This window comes from Sutcliffiella horikoshii (assembly GCF_020524325.1).
Lineage (GTDB): Bacteria > Bacillota > Bacilli > Bacillales > Bacillaceae_I > Sutcliffiella_A > Sutcliffiella_A horikoshii_D.
This window is the reverse complement of sequence record NZ_JAIVKY010000005.1, coordinates 292779-309251: the sequence shown is the minus strand read 5'-3', so window position 1 is coordinate 309251 and position 16473 is coordinate 292779. Positions and strand designations below refer to the sequence as shown.

Below are 16473 nucleotides of genomic sequence, written 5' to 3'. Positions count from 1 at the left end.
CCTTCTCAGCCTCTCTGGACTTCTTTTAAAAGGTTAAGCTACTGTATTTTGTTTTTCTTCGTATTTTCTTTGCTCTGTTTTTTCTTGTTCATCCTGTGGCAAGACAAGGTTTAAGACTACCCCGATAATTGCGGCCATTGCCATTGCAGGGATTTGGAAATTGTCAATCTTGATGAATGCCCCGCCGATTCCGATGACCGTAATGACAGCTGCGATGATCAAGTTTCTTTTTATATTGAAGTCTACTTTGTTATCAATCAACATTCTTAATCCGCTTGATGCAATGATTCCGAAGAGCAGGATGCTTACCCCGCCCATAACAGCACTTGGTACCGTACTGATCAATGCAGCGATTTTTCCGATAAAGCCGAATGTGATGGCAATCACTGCCGCTCCTCCGATTACAAACACACTGAACACTCTTGTTATCGCAAGTACTCCAATATTTTCCCCGTATGTTGTATTTGGGGGTCCTCCGATTAGGGATGCAAGCATGGTTGCTACTCCATCTCCAAGGATGGAACGATGCAGTCCGGGCTTTTGGATAAAAGGTCTTCCTACAACTTTACTTAATACCATTTGATGTCCAATATGCTCTGATAAGGTTACAATAGCCACCGGCACCATGATGAAGAAGATGGATGCATTGAAGCTTGGTGTATAGCTGACAAATGGGATGATGAAATCTGGTACTTGAATCCAGCTTGCTTCTTTAACAGGTGTTAAGTCTACCAGGCCTGTAAAATACGCAATCAAGTATCCGGAAACTATTCCAATCAGGATGGGGATCAGGCTGAAGACCCCTTTTAAGAAAATGATTGCTCCGATGGTGATGGCTAAAGTGGCCATTGCAACCAACAAGTGTTTCACGCTGTATATTAATTCAGTTTCCGGTGCTCCCGGGTTTTCGTACATGGCCATATCCACCGCGACTCCAGCTAAACCTAAGCCGATAACGATGATGATTGGTCCCACTACCACAGGTGGTAAGAGTTTCATGATCCATTGATGGCCAAGTTGTTTAATTAACAATGCAACTATTCCGTATGCTAGTCCTGCCATGAAACTTCCAATCATCGCAGCACCGGGCCCTCCTATTTCAGTTGCCAAAACAATTGGTACGATGAAGGCAAAGGATGAACCTAGGTATGCAGGAATTTGCCCTTTCGTAATGAGCAGATATGCGAGCGTTCCAAGTCCGCTTGAAACTAATGCTACTGCTGGACTTAATCCGACCAAAAGTGGAACGAGGATGGTCGCGCCGAACATGGCGAATAAGTGTTGCAAGCTTAATATCAACCACTTCGGTTTACTTGGTACTTCATGTATGTCTAGAACTGGTTTCTCTCTCATATAATTACCTCCCGTATTTTCCCCATAAAAAAAACTCTTTGTGCAGCGTGATGGCACAAAGAGGTAGAGAGATCCCAGGAAGTTCCGCCAGCAGCGGATCCTAAAACCAATGTACCCCTTTGCCAGCCTCACGGGACTGCAATTAAAAGGGTCTATTTATTTATCATGAATGCTTACTTGATCGTTATTATCAATTTCCGATAGTTCCACTACTATTTTTTCAGTGCTTGCTGTAGGGATATTTTTCCCTACAAAATCCGCTCTTATTGGTAATTCTCTATGTCCTCGGTCTACTAGGACTGCAAGCTGGATTTGAGAAGGTCTTCCAAAATCCATCAGAGCGTCCATTCCCGCTCGGACCGTTCTTCCTGTAAACAGGACATCATCTACCAAGATTACTTTTTTATTATTAATGTCCACCGGAATATCAGATCCCTTTACAAGCGGTTCGTTATCAGAAGTTTTCGTTGTCAAATCATCTCTGTAAAGGGTGATATCCAATTCTCCTACCGCAATATCTTTTTCTTCTATCTGATTGATGCGTTCGGCCAACCTTTTAGCCAAGTGAATTCCTCTTGTTTTAATTCCCACAAGTACGGAATCTTCCACACCTTTATTGCGTTCGATAATTTCATGAGCGATGCGAGTTAACGCTCTTCTTATTGCCTGCTCATCTAAGATCAAAGCTTTTTCTGCCATTTCACTCACCCTTTCTTGCCCTTACTTGTAACGAGAAACAAAAAACCTCTCACCGTATGATGAGAGGTTTTTGTACACGAAAATAGAGGGGTGGCTATAATTATAGCTTCTCCATTCGCATATGCCGTTACCTTCTCAGCCTCACGGGACTGTCGTTTAAAGGTCTTATTCAACTGAGATGATTATCTCAAAATAATATTAATCTGTCAATGGTTTTTTAAATGTTTTAAAACGCGCTCGAATTCTGACGGAAGAGGCGCCTCAAATTCCATGTATTCTTCCGTACGAGGGTGAATAAACCCAAGGGTCCCTGCATGTAGAGCCTGTCCCTCTATATCAAGCGATTTCTTCGGACCGTATTTCGGGTCACCAGCCAAAGGATAACCAATATATTTCATGTGCACGCGAATTTGGTGCGTTCGACCTGTTTCAAGCTGGCACTCAATGTGAGAAAAGTCTTTGAAACGTTCGATTACTCGGAAGTGAGTCACAGCGTTTCTGCTGTTTTCATTTGTCACAGTCATGGCTTGGCGATCTTTTTTGTCACGGCCGATTGGCGCGTCCACCGTTCCTACATCATGGGAAATAACACCGTGGACAATTGCTTGATACTTTCTTGTAACCGTCTTGGCAACAAGTTGATTAACAAGCTTTTCATGCGCAAAATCATTTTTTGCGACCATTAATAATCCGGACGTATCCTTATCAATACGGTGGACAATCCCCGGTCTTAATACACCGTTAATGCCTGAAAGGTCTTTACAATGTGCCATGAGGCCATTCACAAGTGTACCTGTTGCATGTCCTGCTGCAGGATGAACGACCATCCCGCGAGGTTTATTAACCACAATAACGTCCGCATCTTCGTAATAAATATCCAGATCCATTTCTTCCGGCACGACATCCAATGCCTCTGGTTCTGGGATCGTAACCGTAATATCGTCCCCAACACTACATTTATAATTTGGCTTCGTTTTCTCGCCGTTTACAAGAATTTGACCGTCTTTAATCCATTGTTGGACCTGTGAACGGGACCATTCTTCATTTTGAGTGGAAAGCACCTTGTCGATACGGTCATTTTTTTGTGATTCATCAATCTGAATCGTCATTGTTTCTGTCATTTTTTTGATAACTCCTTCTCTTTCTTGCCCTCAAGTATCGTTAGGATTAATATAATCCCAACGCCTATTACTAATGCGGAATCGGCTACATTAAAAATAGGGAAATCATAGGTGAAGATGAATGTGTTGATAAAATCAATTACTTCTTGGTGCAATACACGATCGATAAAGTTCCCTATGGCGCCGCCAAGCATCAGGCTTAATGCAAGTTTCATCCAAGGCTGGTCTTTGGGCAGCTTTTGCAGGTATACGATAAGTCCAATAACAACACCAACTGTAATAATGTAGAAAAAGTACATCTGGCCTTCAAGTATCCCCCAAGCAGCACCTCTGTTGCGGTGGGAAGATATGTACAAAAAGTTATGTATGATCGGAATGTTTTCTCCAATTTCCATATATCTTACTACCAACCATTTTGTTAGTTGATCGATAATGATAATTACAAGTGCAATAAGATAATACATCTTAACACGTACCCCCAGGTTTTTATATGTACTTTAGAATTATAGCAAATAGAGGGTGGTAAATAAAGCTGGTAGTAAACATTATCCTTACATCGGAAGTGTATGACTACCTGTGACTTTGAATTTTGGGAAACATTGTCCTCATTCGGGGCGTATGACTACCTTGGCAATGTAAAAGTGCCAAACATTGTCCTCGTTCAAAGCGTATGACTACCTTTCCCACTGAAGAGTGCCAAACATTGTCCTCGTTCAACCTGTATGACTACCTTCCCCTCTGAAAAGTGTAAAACATTGTCCTCGTTCAACCTGTATGACTACCTTCCCCTCTGAAAAGTGTAAAACATTGTCCTCGTTCAACCTGTATGACTACCTTCCCCTCTGAAAAGTGCCAAACATTGTCCTCGTTCAACCTGTATGACTACCTTTCCCATTGAAAAGTGCCAAACATTGTCCTCGTTCAACCTGTATGACTACCTGGTGCTAATGCAAAACTTAATTATTAATAATAATAAAACCTGCGCCAACATTTGTCAGCGCAGGTCTTTTCTCAAATATTATGCTGTGTAATTCTCTTTCACTACAGATGCACAGCGAACGCAAAGTGTTGGGTGATCTTTATCTTCTCCAACAGTAGGAGTGACAACCCAGCAGCGGTCACATGTTTCGCCTTCAGCAGATGTTACGGAAATCGCTACTCCTTCAAATACATGAGCACTTTCTGGAGCTTCTTCTTTCACGCCAGCAACTTCCAAGCCGGATACGATGAACAATTGTTGAACGTTTTCTTCAATGGAATCAAGCAATGCCTTCGTTTCGGCATTCGGATATAAAGTGATTTTAGCAGCAAGGGATTTACCGATAACTTTTTCGTTACGGGCAACCTCCAGCGCTTTTAATACATCATCGCGAAGTGCCATGAATTTATCCCATTTTTCTTCAATCGCATCTGCACCCTCAACAGGCAATACATCCGGCATATCAACCAGTTGTACACTCTCTTCTTTTACAAAATCAATGTGTGACCATACTTCGTCAGCTGTATGAGGAAGAATTGGTGTCACAAGTTTTGTTAGAGCAAGTAATGTCTCATAAAGAACAGTCTGGATTGCTCGGCGGTCATGTTGATCTTTTCCTTCGATATAAAGGATATCTTTCGCAAAATCAAGATAAAAGGAACTCAATTCAATCGTACAGAAATTATGAACCGCATGATAGATGCCAGCAAACTCATAATCTTCATAGGATTTTTTCACTTTTGTGATTAAGTTGTTAAGTTTAACCATCATGTAACGGTCCACTTCACGAAGATCCTTCATTTCCACTGCATTTACTGTTGGATCAAAGTCAGCAAGGTTACCAAGCAGGAAGCGGAAAGTGTTACGGATTTTACGATACACTTCAGCCACTTGCTTTAAGATGTTGTCAGACACACGTACGTCAGATTGATAGTCAACAGAAGCTACCCATAAACGAAGAATATCTGCACCAAGTTGGTTCATTACTTTGGATGGAAGAACTACGTTACCTAGTGATTTACTCATCTTGCGCCCTTCCCCATCAAGTGCGAAACCGTGACTCAAGATTCCTTTATAAGGAGCCTTTCCTGTTACAGCTACACTTGTAGTCAGGGAAGAGTTGAACCACCCGCGATATTGGTCAGAGCCTTCAAGATAAAGGTCAGCAGGACGTTGCAGATCATCTCTTTCCTCTAGAACGGATTGATGGGAAGAACCGGAATCAAACCATACGTCCATGATGTCCATTTCTTTAAAGAAAGTACCGTTAGGACTGCCTTCATGTGTAAAGCCTTCTGGAAGCAAGTCTTTTGCTTCTCTTTCAAACCAGATGTTAGATCCATGCTCTCTGAACAGGGAAGATACATGATCAATCGTTTCGTCTGTGATGATTTCTTGGCCGTTTTCAGCATAGAACACAGGAATTGGAACACCCCATGCACGTTGACGAGAGATACACCAGTCCCCACGGTCACGAACCATGTTATAAAGACGAGTTTCTCCCCATGCTGGAACCCACTTTGTTGCTGCTACTGCCTCAAGCAATTGGTCTCTGATTTTATCGATGGAAGCAAACCATTGTGCAGTTGCTCGGAAAATGGTCGGCTTTTTTGTACGCCAGTCATGCGGATAGGAGTGCGTGATAAAGTTTAATTTTAGAAGCGCGCCTGTTTCTTGAAGTTTTTCAGTGATTGGCTTGTTAGCTTCGTCATAGAAAAGCCCTTCAAAGCCAGGTGCTTCTTCCGTCATATTTCCTTTTGCATCAACCGGGCACAATACGTCAAGGCCATATTTCTTACCGATGATAAAGTCATCTTCCCCGTGACCTGGTGCAGTGTGAACACAGCCCGTTCCTGCGTCTGTTGTTACATGATCACCTAGCATAACTAGAGAAGTACGGTCATAAAGAGGGTGTTTGGCAACTACATGCTCTAGTTCCGCACCTTTAAGTGTTTTCACAACTTTTGCATCTTCCCACTCAAGTGTGTTAGATACCGTTTCAAAAAGTTCTGCAGCGATAATGAACTTGCTGCCGTTTACTTCGACCACACTGTAATCTAAATCTGCATGCACAGCAATTCCAAGGTTAGCAGGAATAGTCCAAGGAGTGGTCGTCCAGATGATGAAGCTTTCAGAACCATCTAATACTCCTTTTCCGTCTTCTACTTTAAATGCTACATAGATAGAAGGTGAGCGCTTATCTTGATACTCGATTTCCGCTTCTGCAAGTGCAGACTCACTGGAAGGAGACCAATAAACCGGCTTCAAGCCTTTATAGATCAATCCGTTTTTCGCCATTTCACCGAAAACTTTGATCTGTTGTGCTTCATATTCAGGCTTTAGTGTGATATAAGGATTGAACCAGTCTCCACGTACACCAAGTCGCATAAATTGCTCACGTTGGCGATCCACTTGGTCGTATGCATATTCTTCACATAATTTACGGAAGTCTGCTACGGACATTTCTTTGCGTTTTACTTTTTTGTTCTTTGTTAGAGCTGTTTCAATCGGCAGACCGTGTGTATCCCAACCAGGCACATATGGCGCATGATAGCCGCTCATGGATTTGTAGCGGACGATGAAGTCTTTTAGAACTTTGTTGAGTGCGTGACCCATGTGGATGTCTCCGTTTGCGTATGGAGGTCCGTCGTGCAAGACATACATTGGGCGATCTTTTGTGCGTTCTTGCACTTTTTTGTAGATGTCCATTTCGTCCCATTTTTGTTGTTGTTGCGGTTCGCGGTTTGGTAGGTTTCCGCGCATTGGGAATTCGGTTTTAGGCATTAATAACGTATCTTTGTATTCCATGGTCTTTCCTCCAACTTTCACATTTTTTGTTTTTTCATAAATAAAATTTTGTTAAACACCGCTGTTGATTTCCGCACTGGGCTTCGTTTTCCTAGGGGAGCTGCTGGAGCCTCCTCGGCAAGCCTGCTGGGTCTCCACTTAGCGCTATCTCCCTCAGGAGTCTTCGCCCTGTGCTGCAATCAACAGCTAGGAAATCTTCAAGCAAATAAAAAAATCCCCTCATCCCATGAAAGGGACGAGAGGATCTCCCGTGGTACCACCCTAAATTGACGTAGCTGCATATGGCAGTTTCAGTCCGCTTTAGCATTCGTAACGTGAATGTGACGACAAGACTTAGAGGCAATATGCGTTCAGTCCCGTGCTCTAGGGTGATTTTCACTTCTCTTCTTATACCAGGCTTCCACCGCCCCCGGTTCGCTATAATAAGTGGTAAGAGAAACTAATGTCCCTATCGACGCTTTAATATGTTTAGAAAAAATAAGTGCATTTATTTATTGTATGAAAAAACTTTGATTTGTTTCGTTATTATACTGAATATAACCTTATATCGTCAAGGTTATACTCCACTTTCTTCTAATTCTTTATCTTTTTCTTCGTATTCCATCAAGTGTTCCCAATCATCGTTATCAATTAGCTCCAACTGCGCTTCAACAAGCATCTTGAAACGGTTGCGGAAGATCTTTGATTGCTTCTTCAATTCATCTATCTCCACCTGAAGTTTTCTTGACTTCAATAAGGACTCATTGATAATACGGTCTGCATTCTTTTCTGCTTCTTTGATAATCAGTTTTGCTTCTTTTTGAGCATTTCTTCTGACATCCTCTGCAGATTCTTGTGCCACTAAAATGGACTTATTTAACGTTTCTTCAATCGTGTTAAAGTGAGATAAACGGTCATTCAATTCTTTGACCTTTTCCTCATGCTCTTTCTTTTCACGCAGAATCATCTCATAGTCTTTGATTACCTGATCAAGAAATTCATTTACTTCATCTTCATCATAGCCACGAAAAGCCTTGTTAAACTCTTTATTGTGAATATCAAGTGGTGTTAAGGGCATTGATGCCACCTCCATTAAAATCTCTACTGTTACTTAACATTATTCGACATGCACTCTTGTTTTCCTGCCGAACATAAAATTATTTTTGTTTTCCTACAATAATTCTCCATTTGTCTTTTTTCGTTTTTCCATCGACAGTCAAGAGTTTACTTCTTCCGAATCCCCTTACAGAAAGGATGTCCCCTTCCTGGCATTCAAAGGCTGTCTGTTCAACTAGCTTCCAATTAATCTTCACCTTCTTGGCACCAATCAACAATTGCGCCTTTTGTCTGGAAAGATTATAGATGGAGGCAATCATAACATCCAACCGCAGGGATGCTGCAGTCGTCGAAGCTTCTTCCCAAATTGTCTCGGTTGATTTTAAATTCTCAAGTGGCATCTCATTCAAAGATACTTTCGCTTTTCCCACTTCTTGTAGCTGCATCTCAACAAAAGCACTCACTTCTGCACTCAGTACAAGTTGGATAGTGGTATCCTGAAAATAAATATCACCAAATTTGCTTCTTTTTAGACCGATCCCCATCAAGGACCCAAGCACTTGGCGGTGTTCTATTTTCACAAACTTCTCTGGGTAGGAAAGATTAAAAGCTTTTAAACGAAAATCTTCTGCAGTGGGTTCGAGGTAGGGAGGATATAAGAGGGCGCGCTTTCTTTCGGCACCATCCGCTCCACCATGAAAAGCAAGCTTAACATCCTCATTATTGCCAACTACACTCTTCACAATCTCCTGCTCACGTGGGTCAAGGAAATCCGAAAGTTTGGAAGCATACTGTTCCATAACGGTATTCTTCCATTCCAAAACTTGATCAATAAATTCATGCTCTTCTTGACGAAAATGTTGATAAATACTCATCATATCACTCTACTCTTACAAAAAGTTAAGAAGGGAAACTCGTTAACTTCGAGATTCCCTGCTCTAATATTAATATAAGCCAAGCATACTAAATAATGCTGCAAGTCCTAAAACCGCGTATCGCAATACAAAAATAGCTACAATTGGGGAAATGTCGATCATTCCAAGCGGCGGGATGATACGGCGGAACATATCTAAGTATGGCTCGCATATTCTTCCTAAAATTCTACCAAAGGAAGATTCCCTGGCCCCTGGAAACCAAGACATAAAAATATAGATAATTAAAGCTATCGTATAAACAGTTACTAATTGATCAAGTAAACCAAAAAATGTACTCATTTAAGCCTACCACCTCTTGTCTGTATATTCTTCTTGTTCTTGTTGCATGATCTCGGAAATAGACCCAGAGACATCCACATTATCTGGAGTGCATAAGAATATATTCTGTCCAATGCGCTGTATATCTCCACCTATGGCGTATACGGTGCCACTTAGGAAATCTACAATTCTTTTTGCTTGATCCATATCAATTCGCTGCAGGTTGACGATGATTGCGCGACGATTCTTTAAATGGTCGGCAACATCTTGTGCTTCCGAATAAGATCTTGGTTCATAAAGAACCACTTTGGATGTTTTCTGTACACTTTGCAGACTGACAACGTTTTGTCTAGAAGCTGTTTGTGTGGTGCCGGACCTAGTTCTTCTCGGCTCCTCTACCATTTCTTCTTCCTCATAAACTTCCGATTCTTTATACTCATATTCTTCATCGTCTAAAGCAAAGAAACTTTTGAATTTTGATTTTATTGTCATACCTCACACCTCCAAATTTTGTTCGTTTCCTACAAGTGCACTCCCGATTCGGACGAATGTTGCACCTTCTTCAATGGCAATCTTGTAGTCATTGGACATCCCCATGGACAGTTCTGTACACGGCGCAAACGGAAGGTTCATCGATTGAATTTCTTGTTGCAGAGACTTCAATCCGCGGAAACAATTTCGTAATAGTTCTTCTTCCTCAGTGAAAGGGGCCATGGTCATTAAACCGACGATTTGGATGTTATGAAGGTCTGAGATTGTTTTGATAAAACCTGGGACCTCTTCTGGCGTTAGCCCATGTTTAGAATCTTCCCCTGATACATTTACTTGTATAAAGCATTTAACGGCTTTTTCTGCCCTTTTATGTATTTCTTCTGCTAGAGACTTCCGGTCCAAGGAGTGAATATAATCCACTTTATCAATGATATTTTTCACTTTTTTAGATTGTAAGGTGCCGATGAAATGCCACGTTGCCTCATTGGAAATTGTATCCCACTTCTTTAGAAACCCTTCATCCCTATTTTCACCAAGATGTTTCACTCCAGCGTCTATGGCCTCTTGAGCACGTTCTGTTGATACATATTTTGTGACGGCAATAATCTTTACCTCTTCCACTGAACGATTAGCACTGTCACAGGCATCTTTGATATTTTGTTGGATTTCTGAAAGATTTAATTCTACTGGTTGGTTCATGCAAGATCCGCTCCTTTCAAACCGATAAAACTCATCATCCTTCCTGTTTTTCCTTTATCCCGACGATGGGAAAAGAATAAGGATTCGTCAGAGCTTGTACAAAAAGAGCTGCAAAGGATGTTATTCTCTTTCACACCAGCTTTTAAAAGAAGTTCGTAATTGACTCTTTTCAGGTCAAGAGCATATTGCCCATCAGAAACTTCTGCCATATATGTTCCCATTTCTACACCAGGAAGTGCATCCATTACTCTTTTAACAACATAATCATCCACAATATATGCTTGTGGGGAAATAGCTGGTCCAATGGCTACCTGAATAGCATCGATGTTAACGCCTTCTTCCAGCCATCGATTGATCATATTGCCGCCAATATTTTTCACGGTGCCCTTCCAGCCGGCATGAGCAATTCCAACAAGGGAATGGGCTTTAGAATAAAAATACAATGGCACACAATCAGCAAAACATAGTGTTAATAACATATCTTCACAATCTGTATAAATGCCGTCTGTTCCTGCCAAAGCAGTGTTGTATGAGTATACACCTTTACCTTTATCATGGCTGTTTACTTTTATGATCTTATCTTCATGTGTTTGGTCGCATCCTACCCAATTATCTGTGGGCATATTCAAAAGGCTTGCCAAAATTTCTTTATTTTTACAAACAGCCTCAACTGAATCGTTGACATGCAACCCCATATTTAATGTACTGAATTGTCCTTCACTGACTCCTCCATTTTTCGTCGTAAATCCGACAATCAAGTTAGAAGTATTCTCTTTCCAAGCAGGGAGAGACAGTGCTTGTTCTTTTTCCAGAACAAATGGCTCCGTCATTTATGACACCTTCTTTATTGTTACACTCATATTCTTTCATATTGTACCACATTTTTCTACTAACTTTGAATTATATTGTCCCTTTCGACAGTAATTTTCGCGTTTTATTCCTCATATGCGGTCTCTACTTTAGTTTGATAACGCACAAGAATGACATCTGCGCCGATTTTGACGATATTGCGCCAAGGAATAACGACCTCCTCATCCTTCCCAAAAAATCCAAGCATTTTTCCGCCTCCGGTAATGATGATGGCTTCGATTTTCCCATTAGTTAGGTTTATATCTATATCACCAATATTTCCAAGTTTTTTCCCATCCGAAACACTAACAACATCTTTCATTTGAAAATCAGATATTTTCACCATTTTCATTCCCCCAAATTGTCTATCATACTTAACTATATGATATGTGCACCGGTCTTCATGAAGAGAAAAGAAAAAAGTTTTCTATAATGTTAAATACTTGTCCAAAAAAAGAACCAGTGATCCGTTTAATACTTGGACACTGGAACTTTTATTTTTATATTTTTACTGCCTTAGCTTTGAATATTTTTATTCATTTGCTTGATTGCTGCCTTTTCCAGGCGAGATACTTGAGCTTGCGAAATTCCGATTTCATCAGCAACTTCCATCTGTGTTTTTCCTTGAAAGAAACGTTTTCTTAAGATAAGCTTTTCCCTGTCATTCAGGCGTCTCATTCCTTCTTTAAGAGCAATCTCTTCTATCCATTGGATATCTTTGTTCTTTTCATCACTAATTTGATCCAAAACATAGATAGGATCTCCTCCATCATTGTAAATTGGCTCGAACAATGATACAGGATCCTGGATAGCATCTAAGGCGAAAACAATTTCTTCGTGAGGCACTTCCAATACCTTTGCAATCTCTTCCGCTGTTGGCTCTCTAGATGTTTCACTCATCAATCTTTCTCTCACTTGCAGTGCTTTATAGGCGATATCACGTAACGACCTCGATACTCTGATTGGGTTATTGTCACGAAGATAACGTCTGATTTCCCCGATGATCATCGGTACTGCATATGTAGAAAATTTAACATTCTGACCTAAATCAAAGTTATCAATGGATTTCATTAATCCAATACATCCTACCTGAAATAAGTCATCGACAAATTCTCCACGGTTGTTAAACCGTTGAATAACACTTAATACAAGCCTTAAATTACCATTCACAAGCTTTTCACGAGCAGAAAGTTCACCACTTTGCATTTCGCGAAACAACTTCCGCATTTCTTCATTTTTCAAAACCGGAAGCTTTGAGGTGTCTACTCCACAAATCTCTACCTTATTACGTGTCATTCTTTCCCCTCCTAACAGGAGTTGCTGTTCAGAGTTAAGTATCTCCTCAGGAGGGAAAAATATGCATATCCAGAAATCTATCTATTCTGACAAATAATTACAATCCTTATCACCGCTGGCATTATTCATTAAAAAAATATTTTTACACCATTTTATTGAATTCTTTTCTAAGTCTTTTAATAATACGTTTTTCTAACCGGGATATATATGATTGCGAAATTCCAAGCATATCCGCTACATCTTTTTGTGTTTTTTCTTCGCCGCCAATCAAACCAAAGCGTAATTCCATGATTTGTTTTTCCCTATCATTTAGTTGTTCTAGCGCTTTTAATAGAAGTTTTCGATCTACGTTTGCTTCCAAATCTTTTGTAATAATATCTTCTTCTGTGCCAAGCACGTCAGAAAGCAGTAATTCATTGCCATCCCAGTCAATATTCAATGGTTCATCAAACGATACTTCAGAGCGCACTTTATTGTTTCTGCGAAGATACATTAAAATTTCATTTTCAATACAGCGAGAAGCATACGTAGCAAGTTTGATTTTCTTCTCAGGATTGAATGTATTTACTGCTTTAATGAGTCCAATGGTTCCAATACTGATTAAGTCTTCAATATTTATCCCTGTATTTTCAAACTTTCTAGCGATGTACACAACAAGTCTCAAATTACGCTCAATTAAAATAGATCTTGCTGCTTGGTCCCCATTAGGTAGTTTGATGAGCAGGTGTGCCTCTTCCTCCTTTGATAATGGAGGCGGGAGCGCTTCACTTCCCCCAATATAATAAATTTCATCTGTTTTTAATCCAAGTTTAATTAATAATTTATACCATAAATATGTGGCTTTTATCTTTAGCTTCCCCAATGTATTTCCTCCTTTTTCGTGATTGTTTTATTGTTCATGGACAAAGAATTATGATACCTGCTCCACTACTTCTCCCTGTAACATTTTCGGGTGTAGGATGCATACATAATCTCCTTCTGAAGAGAGCTTTGTTTTTGTCAGCCCCAGAAGAAATTTATTCGTTTCATACTGTTTACCATCGTGATGAATGACCGCTTTGTCCGGCTTTATCGCAAGCATCAAACTGGTACTTTTCCCAACGGCCCTATATGGGATAATTCTAATTCTCTCCACCCACTTAGTTTCCTCTGAAAACGTCGGCCACCCTTGGGTTTGTTCAATGGAATCCATAGCTTGTATTATTTCTTGAGGGATGAATGCATTAAGAAAATCCACTTCCACAATCATAACAGGGGTTTTTGTAATCGGATCTAATAGTTGGTTTCCACTGTCCAAAAGACCTGGTAACGAGATCACTTCCTTTTCGATGGTAATAGAGATGGTGGCAAGTTGGTCATATTTAAATTTCCTTGTTTCCACTGCATGGAATTGCTTCTTTGATAGGAATAGAAGTACTGGGAAACCGATGAGGACAAACATCCATGAGACAGGATCTCCAAGTCCATTTGTCAAGCTTTGAATTGTGTCATTGGCAAAGCGTTGATCCACTTGCAAGGCGTAATGAACGGCAAGCATGCCTCCGCCTACTGAAAAGGTAGTAACATAGAATACAATTAGGTTTTCCAGAAAAACCCTGAGCCTATGAAACCCGAAAGCAGCGAGTATAATCGTGAGGGAGAAAAGCATTTTGACGAAAGGATTTACAACAATTGACTGTAGTGGGGTAAACATGAGGACTACAATTAATGAACCTAAAAATGCCCCCAGCATTAGTCTCCAAGACACCATTTTCCGCTTCAGGATGATACCGGTAATCTTTAAAAGCAGGAAATCAAACCCGAAATTCAAGAGCCAGATCGCATCTAAATATACAGTCAAGTTTAATCCCTCATTTATACCTTTTTATGTTTGAAACTAGTATAAATCACTACTATTAGAAAGTCTGTCAGTTCCTGCCGATGGTAGAATACAATTTTTGAAGGTTTTTTTGCTTATTTGTCGGAGGGGATATTAAGAGGGAGCAAAGATGATAAATTTAGGCAAATGGTTTCGCTTTCCGCTGGAGGAAGGGACAGTTCACCCATGATCATTTCAATGAAATTTCATAGTCAGTGGAGTCTTCATAGCAGCAATGAGGACCACTCTTCTCCTTTTTCCTCGCCACTGAGATCTTCATAGTGGCAATGAGGACTGCTCTTCTCCTTTTTCCTCGTCACTGAGGTCTTCATAGTGGCAATGAGGACTGCTCTTCTCCTTTTTCCTCGTCACTGAGGTCTTCATGACGACCATGAGGACCGCTCTTCTCATTCTTTCTCGTCACTGAGGTCTTCATGACGACCATGAGGACCGCTCTTCTCATTCTTTCTCGTCACTGAGGTCTTCATGACGACTATGAGGACCGCTCTTCTCATTCTATCTCGTCACTGAGGTCTTCATGACGACCATGAGGACCGCTCTTCTCATTCTTTCTCGTCACTGAGGTCTTCATAGTAGCAATGAGGACCGTTCTTCTCCTTTTTCCTCGTTATGGAGGTCTTCATCCCGTCGAAAAAGTATTAATATTATATATTTCTCCATACAAAAAAAACACCAAACCATTTTAACTTGCAATGGTTTGGTGTTTTTGGTTTAAGTCGGGAGCTAATTAGATTAGCGGCGGCGATTTCTGTTACGTAAGAATGTTGGAATATCCAACGTTTCTTCTTGTTGCTGTGATTGTTGTTGACGACGCGGCTCTTGTTGTTCTTGTTGTTGCTGGTGAACTGGCTCTTCGCGTCTTACTTCACGTTGTGGTTGTTGTGGTTTTTGTGCTGGAGCTTTTTGAGCACCGAACACTGGACGTGCACCTTGTTTTGTATGGTTAATTTCTGCTTCGCTGAAACCTGTCGCGATAACCGTTACAACGATTTCGTCTTTAAGGTTTTCATTGATTACAGAACCAAAAATCATGTTCACTTCTTGATCAGAAGCAGATGCTACGATATCTGCAGCTTCTTGTACTTCATACAAGCTCAAGTTAGTACCGCCTGTAATGTTCATTAATACACCTTGAGCTCCGTCGATAGAAGTTTCAAGAAGTGGAGAAGATACAGCTTTTTTCGCTGCTTCTGCAGCACGGTTTTCACCTGTAGCAACACCGATCCCCATCAATGCAGAACCTTTGTTTGACATGATTGTTTTCACGTCTGCAAAGTCAAGGTTGATTAATCCTGGAGTAGCAATCAAATCAGAGATACCTTGTACACCTTGACGAAGTACGTTATCTGCTTCACGGAACGCTTCTAACATTGGTGTGTTTTTATCAACGATCTCAAGAAGACGATCATTTGGAATGACGATTAGAGTATCTACTCCTTCTTTCATGGAAGCGATACCGCCAGCTGCTTGAGTAGCACGCTTACGACCTTCAAAAGTAAATGGTCTTGTTACAACACCGACAGTTAATGCGCCAAGATCACGTGCAATCTGTGCGATTACAGGTGCTGCACCAGTACCTGTACCTCCGCCCATTCCGGCTGTGACGAATACCATGTCCGCGCCTTTAAGGACTTCTTCTAACTGTTCTTTACTTTCTTCAGCAGCTTTTTTCCCTACTTCAGGGTTTGCACCTGCTCCAAGTCCGCGAGTAAGTTTACCGCCGATTTGCATCTTAACTTCTGCTTTTGATAGGTTAAGAGCTTGAGCGTCCGTGTTAACGGCGATGAACTCTACTCCTTGAACACCATGCTCTATCATACGGTTTACGGCGTTGTTACCGCCTCCACCAACTCCGATTACTTTTATGGTAGCTAATTGATCGATACTGTTATCAAAATCTAACATGACTGTTCCTCCTATTTCTCGAAAGTACTTGCAAGCTAAAGCTTTTTGTCTTAAACACCGCTGTTAATCACTGGGCTTCGCTTTCCTAGGGGCGCTGCTGGAGCCTCCTCGGCTGCGCCTGCGGGGTCTCCACCTAGCGCTATCTCCCTCAGGAGTCTTCGCCCT

Annotated in this window: 16 protein-coding genes and 1 other annotated feature; all 16 genes read right to left on the bottom strand. The window is 41.0% G+C overall.

Features of this window, described 5'->3' with window-relative positions:
• Positions 1-33: 33 nt before the first annotated feature.
• The 16 genes from LC091_RS06390 to ftsZ all read right to left on the bottom strand — a co-directional run bounded on the left by LC091_RS06390 (position 34) and on the right by ftsZ (position 16308).
• The gene (locus LC091_RS06390) at positions 34-1353 is read right to left on the bottom strand and encodes a solute carrier family 23 protein (protein WP_226681184.1); all 1320 of its coding nucleotides are present in this window, start codon (positions 1351-1353) and stop codon (positions 34-36) included.
• Positions 1354-1509: 156 nt separating this feature from the next.
• On the bottom strand, positions 1510-2052 hold the full coding sequence (gene pyrR / locus LC091_RS06385; RefSeq protein WP_226681182.1) for a bifunctional pyr operon transcriptional regulator/uracil phosphoribosyltransferase PyrR: 543 nt from the start codon (positions 2050-2052) through the stop codon (positions 1510-1512).
• A gap of 206 nt (positions 2053-2258) precedes the next feature.
• Positions 2259-3173, bottom strand: coding sequence for an RluA family pseudouridine synthase (locus LC091_RS06380; RefSeq protein ID WP_226681180.1), 915 nt, complete (start codon positions 3171-3173; stop codon positions 2259-2261).
• The gene (gene lspA / locus LC091_RS06375; RefSeq protein WP_226681179.1) at positions 3170-3637 is read right to left on the bottom strand and encodes a signal peptidase II; all 468 of its coding nucleotides are present in this window, start codon (positions 3635-3637) and stop codon (positions 3170-3172) included. The genes LC091_RS06380 and lspA overlap by 4 nt, the downstream gene beginning before the upstream one ends.
• Positions 3638-4191: 554 nt before the next feature.
• Positions 4192-6960: an isoleucine--tRNA ligase gene (gene ileS, locus LC091_RS06370; RefSeq protein WP_226681177.1), complete on the bottom strand. Its 2769-nt coding sequence runs from the start codon at positions 6958-6960 to the stop codon at positions 4192-4194.
• 228 nt (positions 6961-7188) lie between these two features.
• Positions 7189-7424 (bottom strand) — a binding site (T-box leader).
• A gap of 92 nt (positions 7425-7516) precedes the next feature.
• The gene (locus LC091_RS06365; protein ID WP_060665826.1) at positions 7517-8017 is read right to left on the bottom strand and encodes a DivIVA domain-containing protein; all 501 of its coding nucleotides are present in this window, start codon (positions 8015-8017) and stop codon (positions 7517-7519) included.
• Positions 8018-8096: 79 nt separating this feature from the next.
• Positions 8097-8870, bottom strand: coding sequence for a YlmH family RNA-binding protein (locus LC091_RS06360; protein WP_226681333.1), 774 nt, complete (start codon positions 8868-8870; stop codon positions 8097-8099).
• A 69-nt stretch (positions 8871-8939) separates the two neighbouring features.
• The gene (locus tag LC091_RS06355; protein ID WP_226681175.1) at positions 8940-9209 is read right to left on the bottom strand and encodes a YggT family protein; all 270 of its coding nucleotides are present in this window, start codon (positions 9207-9209) and stop codon (positions 8940-8942) included.
• Between the two features lie 6 nt (positions 9210-9215).
• On the bottom strand, positions 9216-9680 hold the full coding sequence (locus LC091_RS06350) for a cell division protein SepF (RefSeq protein ID WP_226681174.1): 465 nt from the start codon (positions 9678-9680) through the stop codon (positions 9216-9218).
• A gap of 3 nt (positions 9681-9683) precedes the next feature.
• On the bottom strand, positions 9684-10379 hold the full coding sequence (locus tag LC091_RS06345; RefSeq protein WP_226681173.1) for a YggS family pyridoxal phosphate-dependent enzyme: 696 nt from the start codon (positions 10377-10379) through the stop codon (positions 9684-9686).
• Complete coding sequence (gene pgeF, locus LC091_RS06340) at positions 10376-11209, bottom strand: peptidoglycan editing factor PgeF (RefSeq protein ID WP_226681172.1); 834 nt, start codon at positions 11207-11209, stop codon at positions 10376-10378. The genes LC091_RS06345 and pgeF overlap by 4 nt, the downstream gene beginning before the upstream one ends.
• Positions 11210-11313: 104 nt before the next feature.
• Positions 11314-11574: a YlmC/YmxH family sporulation protein gene (locus LC091_RS06335; protein ID WP_064101185.1), complete on the bottom strand. Its 261-nt coding sequence runs from the start codon at positions 11572-11574 to the stop codon at positions 11314-11316.
• Positions 11575-11744: 170 nt separating this feature from the next.
• Positions 11745-12524, bottom strand: coding sequence for an RNA polymerase sporulation sigma factor SigG (sigG, locus tag LC091_RS06330; protein WP_047970787.1), 780 nt, complete (start codon positions 12522-12524; stop codon positions 11745-11747).
• Between the two features lie 142 nt (positions 12525-12666).
• Positions 12667-13386, bottom strand: coding sequence for an RNA polymerase sporulation sigma factor SigE (gene sigE / locus LC091_RS06325; protein ID WP_226681171.1), 720 nt, complete (start codon positions 13384-13386; stop codon positions 12667-12669).
• Between the two features lie 48 nt (positions 13387-13434).
• Positions 13435-14364, bottom strand: a complete 930-nt coding sequence (gene spoIIGA, locus LC091_RS06320) for a sigma-E processing peptidase SpoIIGA (protein WP_226681169.1) — start codon at positions 14362-14364, stop codon at positions 13435-13437.
• Positions 14365-15135: 771 nt separating this feature from the next.
• A complete protein-coding gene (ftsZ, locus tag LC091_RS06315) occupies positions 15136-16308 on the bottom strand; it encodes a cell division protein FtsZ (RefSeq protein WP_226681168.1) in 1173 nt (390 codons plus the stop codon).
• Positions 16309-16473 lie beyond the last annotated feature (165 nt).